Here is a 5,323-nt window from a genome sequence, read left to right as displayed (position 1 = left end):
CAGCCCCCCCCCCCCCCCCCCGCCCCCGCCGCCCCCCCCCCCGGGCCCCCCCCCGCCGCGGGGGCGCCGCGGCGCGGGGGCGCCCCCCCGGCGGGCGCGGGGGAGTCGGCGCCGGAGGCGACCCGGAAGCCGGTCCGTACGGCCTTGCTGACCAGGCGGCGGTGGGGGGCGACCAGCAGCAGGCTGCCGGTCCCGCGGTCGTCCGGCACGGGGACGTCCTGTCTGTCGGGGGCGGTGGCGGGGCCACCGCGACCGGTGGGGGGCGGGGGAGGCGTGGGCATGGCCGGTCGGTCAGCGGGCGCCCGCGGCGGCCGCGGTACGCGGGGTGAAGACGTCCTTGACCCGGTCGAGCCGCTCGGTCACGGTCGCCCGGTCCGGTCCGGTCACGGTCGCCACCGCGACGCCGGCGCCGAAGGACTGCGCCGGGGTGAGGACGTCGCCCGGCCGGCGGCGCAGCAGGACGTCCAGCAGCCAGTCCTCGTCGGGCAGCGGGCCGTGCTCGAAGAGCGGGCCGATCTCGGGCGGGTAGATGACCGACCAGCCGCTGGAGCGGCGCTCGGGCGGCTGGATCTCGCGCACCGGCGGGATCGGCAGGCCGAGTTGCGGGAGCAGCGCCGCGACGTGCAGGTTGACGCCGAAGCGGTCGCGGAAGGCGGGGACGACCCCGCCGCCGCCGGGGCGGCCGGCGATCTCGCAGAACACCGGGGTGCCGGTGCGGTCCAGGAAGACCTCGTGGTGGGTGACGCCGGAGAACCAGGGGACGGCGGCGAGCACGGCGGCGTCGAAGGCCGCCAGGGCGTCCCGCTCGGCGCCGGGGTCGAGGACCGCGGAGCGGCACTGGCCGCCGGTCGGGAAGACGCTGTTCGGGTCGAGGTAGCGCGACACCACGGTGACCAGGGCGCGGCCGTCCTGGACGACGCTGTCGATGTGGTGCAGCGGGCCTTCGACGAACTCCTCGGCCTCGTAGCGGCCGTCGTAGCCGAGCCCGTCGCGCTCCAGGCGCTCCAGCTGGGCGCGGGAGGTGACCTTGTGGACGCCCATCGAGCCCATGGCGTCGAGCGGCTTGAGGACGACGGCGCCGTGGGCGGCGAGCAGGTCGGCGGCCTGCAGCGGCCGGTCGATCTCCACGAACTCGGGGGTGCGGATGCCGTGCGCGGCGAAGTGGCGCTTCATCAGGGCCTTGTCGCGGAACAGCTCGATCTGCTGCGCGGTGTAGCCGGGCACGCCGAGGGCGTCGCGGTAGCGCGCGGCGGGCAGGATCAGCCGCTCGCCGGCGGCGGCGACCAGGTCCACGCGCGGTCCGGCGAGCAGCTCGGGCAGCGGGGCCATGACGCCGACCGCGTCGAGGACGTCGGCGGTGATGACGCGCTCGACCTCGCCGGGGTGCGGGGTGGCGGCCTTCTCGGGGAGGGTCACCAGAGTGACCTCGTACTGCCGCGGGTCCAGGAAGGGGGTGCCGTCCGGGTGGCGGTAGGCCTGGTAGCCGGAGCGGTCCAGCAGGACCACGTGCTGGCGGGTCATGCGTGCGCCTCCTCGGCGGGGGTGGGGTCCAGGTCGAGCTCGTCCTCGAACCAGCGGGCGGCCTCGGCGAGGCGCTGCTCGACGGCGGTGCGGTCGGGGCCGCTGACGACCATCGCCGCGAGGAAGTCGCCGGAGGAGGCGGCGGCGGCGATCCGCTGCCCGGGTTCGGCGTAGGTCTCGTACAGAGTGACCCAGTCGAACGGCGCCTTCTCGGGGAGCGTGCGGACGGTGCCGGGGCGCTTGAGGATCAGCAGCTGGCCGGCGAGCTGCCGGGGCACCAGCGGGTCGGCGCCGCGCGGGACGGGCACGGGCAGGCCGGCGCAGGCGCGGATCCAGGCGAGCGGGAAGTCCACGTCGAACAGGGCGTGCAGGACGCCCTTGATCAGGGCGCCGCCGTTGCGGCTGGCGATCTCGCAGAGCACCAGCCGGTCGTCGGGGGTGTGGAAGACCTCGGCGTGGAAGGTGGTGTCGGCGGGGGTGGGCAGGGCGGCGAGCAGCTGGTCGAGGAAGGCGAGCAGCCGGCCGGTCAGGGGGTCGTCGCGGTCGAGGGCCACGTCGCGGCGGGGCTCGCGGTGGTCGGCGAAGGAGCCGAGCTGGTACAGGTAGCGCGAGGGCCAGGCGGCGGCGACCCGGCCGTCCAGCACCATGCCGTCGATGTGCACCATGGAGCCGGCGACGAAGGCCTCGACCATCAGCCGGCCCGGCTCGATCTCGCCGGCGGCGGCGAGGTGGGCGTCGAGTTCGGCGGCGGAGTGCAGGATGTGCTGGCCGACCGAGGAGGAGCCGTCGCGGACCTTCAGCACCAGCGGGAAGCCGTGCTGTTCGGCGAAGTCGCGGACGTCCTGGGCGTGTTCGACCGGGGCGTGCTCGGCGACCGCGATCCCGGCCCGCCGGGCCAGGCGCTTCATCACCAGCTTGTTGCGGAAGGCGATCGCGCTCTGCTCGGACTGGCCGGGCAGGCCGAGCCGGTCGCGCAGTGCGCCGGCCCGCTGGAGGTCGCTCTCCTGGGTGGCGACGAGGTACTCGATCCGGTGGGTCCGGGCGAGGTCGAGCACCCGCTCCTCGACCTCGCCGGGCACCTCGAAGTCGACCGCCTCGGCGTGCGCGTAGCCCGCTTCGGGGAGCACGTCGCCGTAGGTGGCCAGGGACTGGCGGGAGGTCAGCAGCAGGAGCGGGCCCGGGTGGTCGGCGAGCCATTCGTCGTAGCGCCGCTTGGTGAGCGGCCCGCGGTTGAGGATGAGGACGGTCATCGGGAGCCTCCCGGCTGGGTTGCTGCGGTGGGGACGGCGGCGGTGCCGGCGTCGGCCGCCATCGCCTTCTGGAAGTCGGCCAGGCGCTGCCCGCGCTGCCGGGCGGGGGCGCTCAGCAGGGCCAGCGAGGCGAGGCCGCAGGCGGCGAACAGGACTGCCATGCCGTAGGGCCCGAGCAGGTCGCCGAGCGGCAGGGTGGCCGAGGCGAGCAGGGCGGCGCCCCGGATGCGCAGCGCGTAGAGGGACATGTAGCGGGCCCGCTTGCGCGGGTCGATGACGTCGGCCATCACGGCCTGGCGGGCCGGCACGTTCAGCAGCTCGCCGACGGTGTAGACGACGGAGAGGGCGATCAGCACCCAGGCGTCGTTGCTGACGCACAGGCCCATGAAGCCGAGCACGAACAGGACGATGCCGAGGTTCATCCCGAGGCTCTCGGAGATCCGGCTCAGCACCCGCTTGACCAGCAGGGCGAGCAGCACCACCAGCACGGTGTTGAGGATGCGCAGGATGCTGAGCATCTGCACGCCGTCCACCTGCGGGGCCCAGGAGCCGAGGTGGACGAGCTCCTGGCGCGGGAAGTCCGCGGACAGCCGCACGCCGAGGTAGTAGGTGAGCTGCATCTCGACCAGGGTGATCAGGGTGGCGGCGGCGACGATGCGCAGGAACAGGCGGTCCCGGGCGGCCTCGGCGAAGCCGGCGAGGGTCGCACGCACCGACCGCTCGGTGCCGGGCCGGCCGAGCGCGGGCGCGGTCTCGGCCAGTCCGAGGAAGGTCACCACCAGCACGCCGCAGGACAGCGCCGCGCCGGCCCAGAGCAGGTCGGGGAAGTGCCGGCCGTAGAAGAGGCCGCCGATGGCGGCGCCGGCGGCGAACGACACGTTCATCGACCAGTAGTTGATGGTGTAGAGGCCGGTACGGATCTCGGGGGTGGCGACGTCCATCAGGACGGAGTCGTTGGCCGGGAAGGCCAGTCCGCCCATGCAGGTGAGCAGCAGGAATCCGCCGTAGGTGGCGAGCGGGGAGTGCCACAGCAGGGAGTTGGCCAGCGCCATCACCGTGTAGCCGGCGGCCACACCGCCCTCGGCGACCAGCAGGGTGTACCTGCGGCCGCGGGTGTCGGCGAGGTGGCCGCCGAGGAAGGTGCAGCAGACGGTGGCGACGACCACCAGGGCGAGCAGCGAGCCGACCCGTCCGACGCCCATCTCGGACGACAGGTAGATCGCCATCAGCGGGGTGAGCATGTAGTTGAGGAAGCGGTTGACGAACGCCACCGCCAGCCTGAGCTTGATGTTGCGGTGCGCCCCCGACAGGACCGCCAGGCCCGAGGGCGCGTGCCCGGCCGTGTCCGTCATGACGCGTCGGCGGCGGCGGCCTCGGCGAGGGCGGCCTTGAGCAGGCTCTCCAGCGCGGCGAGGGCCTCGGGGTCGCTGTAGCGGCCGTCCTCGCCGAGCAGGTCGCCGGCCTTGCCGAGGGCGACGGTCTCGTGCTCGACCACGCGGGCGCCGGAGCGGCGCAGCACGTCGACGAGGACGGGCTGCGCGTCGCCGCCGCCGCGCGGGCCGGGCGAGGCGCTGAGGACGGCGACCGGCATGCCGGTCAGCGCGCTCTCGCCGTACGGGCGGGACAGCCAGTCGAGGGCGTTCTTCAGCACCCCGGGGAACTGGCCGTTGTAGGACGGGGTGCTGATCACGACGGCGTCGGCGGAGGCGACCAGGGCGCGGGCGTCGCGGACCGCCTCGGAGGAGTCGGCCTGCTCCACGTCGAAGTCGTAGAAGGGGAGTTCGCCCAGCTGCAGCTGGTCGGCGGTGTGGTCGGCGCCGGCGGCCTCCAGCAGGCCGCGCACGGTGGCGACGGCGGCGGTGTTGAGCGACTGCGCCCTGAGGCTGCCGGAGATGAAGACGATCCTGGCCATGGAGTACTCCTGTCGTGGCGTCACGGAGGAGCGGTCCTCCGGTGCTGGTCACGGACAGGATGGACGGCCCGGTTACCGTTCCGTTCCCGTCGTCCTCCCGGCCGTTGGCGCACTCGGCGGGCGCGGCCGTCCGCCCCTCGGACGATCACCCCAAGATTCGGTAAAAAAGGGCCCCGGGGGCCGTCCGCAGGCGGGTAGCGTGACCGCCGGTACTGGCCGGGGAACGTTCCGGGAACAGCCGAAGCGAGAGTTCTGGTGTCGGAACGCACACAAAACCTTCTGCTAGGTGGGGAACATGCGCAAGAAGCTCGTCGGCCTGGTCACTGCTCTCGCCGCGACCCTGGCGATCACCGGTGCCGTCGTGGTCCAGACGGTCCAGGACCAGGCCCGGGCCGCTGCGGTGACGGTCGCCAGCGGCGACCCGATCCCCAGCGTGGTGGCCGAGAGCGGCGACCCGATCCCGAGCGTGCTGCCGAAGGGCTGAGCCCCGCCTGCCGCGGGGGCCCCCCCCCCGAGGAGGGGGGGGGGGGCGCGGCGGTGTGGGGGGGGGGGGGGGGTTTGTGGGGTCCGGGGGGCCCGCCCCCCCCGACGCCGTCGATCGGGACGTGCTGCGCCCTGAGCCGGGTGACCAGGTCGAGCA

6 protein-coding genes are annotated in these 5,323 nt (G+C 74.5%); 1 reads left to right on the top strand and 5 read right to left on the bottom strand.

The window, feature by feature from the left end; all coding sequences use genetic code 11:
* The 5 genes from ACFV0G_RS34600 to ACFV0G_RS34580 form a co-directional block, all read right to left on the bottom strand.
* On the bottom strand, positions 1-209 hold a 209-nt coding region (locus ACFV0G_RS34600; protein ID WP_380556532.1), incomplete at its 3' end, for a hypothetical protein.
* An 82-nt stretch (positions 210-291) separates the two neighbouring features.
* Positions 292-1,521 (bottom strand): acetyl-CoA carboxylase biotin carboxylase subunit family protein, encoded by a 1,230-nt coding sequence (locus ACFV0G_RS34595; RefSeq protein WP_380556530.1) that lies wholly within the window; start codon positions 1,519-1,521, stop codon positions 292-294.
* Entirely contained in the window at positions 1,518-2,771 is a 1,254-nt protein-coding gene (locus ACFV0G_RS34590; protein ID WP_380556528.1) for a NikS protein, read from the bottom strand. The genes ACFV0G_RS34595 and ACFV0G_RS34590 overlap by 4 nt, the downstream gene beginning before the upstream one ends.
* A complete protein-coding gene (locus tag ACFV0G_RS34585) occupies positions 2,768-4,123 on the bottom strand; it encodes an MFS transporter (RefSeq protein ID WP_380556526.1) in 1,356 nt (451 codons plus the stop codon). Before ACFV0G_RS34585 ends, ACFV0G_RS34590 begins: the two co-directional genes overlap by 4 nt.
* Positions 4,120-4,683, bottom strand: coding sequence for an NADPH-dependent FMN reductase (locus tag ACFV0G_RS34580; RefSeq protein WP_380556524.1), 564 nt, complete (start codon positions 4,681-4,683; stop codon positions 4,120-4,122). The genes ACFV0G_RS34585 and ACFV0G_RS34580 overlap by 4 nt, the downstream gene beginning before the upstream one ends.
* A gap of 295 nt (positions 4,684-4,978) precedes the next feature.
* Between ACFV0G_RS34580 and ACFV0G_RS34575 the strand changes: the two genes are divergently transcribed.
* Positions 4,979-5,167: a hypothetical protein gene (locus ACFV0G_RS34575; protein ID WP_380556522.1), complete on the top strand. Its 189-nt coding sequence runs from the start codon at positions 4,979-4,981 to the stop codon at positions 5,165-5,167.
* Positions 5,168-5,323: the final 156 nt, after the last annotated feature.

Origin of the sequence: Kitasatospora sp. NPDC059571, assembly GCF_042735675.1 — a bacterium.
Lineage (GTDB): Bacteria > Actinomycetota > Actinomycetes > Streptomycetales > Streptomycetaceae > Kitasatospora.
Note: the sequence above shows the minus strand (reverse complement) of the source record. Positions and strands in the feature narration are given on the sequence as shown.